This is a genomic window from Synechococcus sp. R55.7, assembly GCF_047461955.1.
Classification (GTDB): domain Bacteria; phylum Cyanobacteriota; class Cyanobacteriia; order Thermostichales; family Thermostichaceae; genus Thermostichus.
Window position 1 is genome coordinate 1 of sequence record NZ_JANSIC010000436.1, and the last position, 798, is coordinate 798.

Annotated in this window: 1 protein-coding gene; it reads left to right on the plus strand. The window is 56.3% G+C overall.

From position 1 onward, the window contains the following. Window positions 1-206: 206 nt before the first annotated feature. The gene (locus NW820_RS12985; RefSeq protein ID WP_011431781.1) at window positions 207-740 is read left to right on the plus strand and encodes a thermonuclease family protein; all 534 of its coding nucleotides are present in this window, start codon (window positions 207-209) and stop codon (window positions 738-740) included. The last annotated feature ends 58 nt before the right edge of the window (window positions 741-798 follow it).

Consider the following 798-nt stretch of genomic DNA (forward strand, 5'->3'; position numbering starts at 1 on the left):
CTGAAGAAAAGCGAGCAGGAATGGCTCAGTCGCCTGGGAGCCTTGGGCAACCCAACCAACGGCGGATCTACCGCTGGCCAATTCAAATCTGCGGTGGGATTGTTTTCTGGAGAGTTGCCGCTACCATTACACTTTGAGCGTTGCCACCGGAAACTCCCCGGCGGGAAAAGAAGAGGGGGCTGCGTCCAAAGTGGGGAATTAAGGTCATGTTCCAGCGTATTGCTCTCGGCTCTGCTGCATTGGGATTGCTTCTGGCCATACCCGTCCTTCCCAGCCACGGGTTTGGAGAGCCCCGGGTCGTTCCCGATACCCCGTTCTACTTCGACAACCACCGCTTCGATCGCTACCCAGATGCGGTTGTGGTGCGGGTGGTCAACGGCGACACCCTAGTGGTGCAAATCGAAGGGGAACAGAAGATGCGCCTAATCCGGTTGGCCGGGATCGAGGGTCTCAGCCCGGAAGAAAACCCCTATTACCAGCAAGCCATTGAACTGATGCGGGAGCGCATCCTCTACCGCACCGTCAAGCTGGAAGGGGATAAGCTGCTGCGCAACGTAGATGCTACGGGCTTGGTGGAGGCCTATGTCTGGTTAGAAGGCCATCAGATGAACGCCATGTTGGTGCGCAATGGCCTGGCCCGCATCATCCCCTACAGCCACAACATCAAGTACGACAGCTACTACGGTGGCCTACAAGAAAAAGCCCAGCAGGAGCGCCTTGGCATTTGGAGCCGTCTCTGAGTTGGCTTTATACTGAACTTCAGTTCTTTAATCTTCAAGGGAGCAGAGAGGAAAGAGC

What these genes read in the sequence shown, in the direction of transcription:
- NW820_RS12985 (WP_011431781.1), top strand. Translation starts at nt 207, where the DNA reads ATGTTCCAGCGTATTGCTCTCGGCTCTGCTGCATTGGGATTGCTTCTG.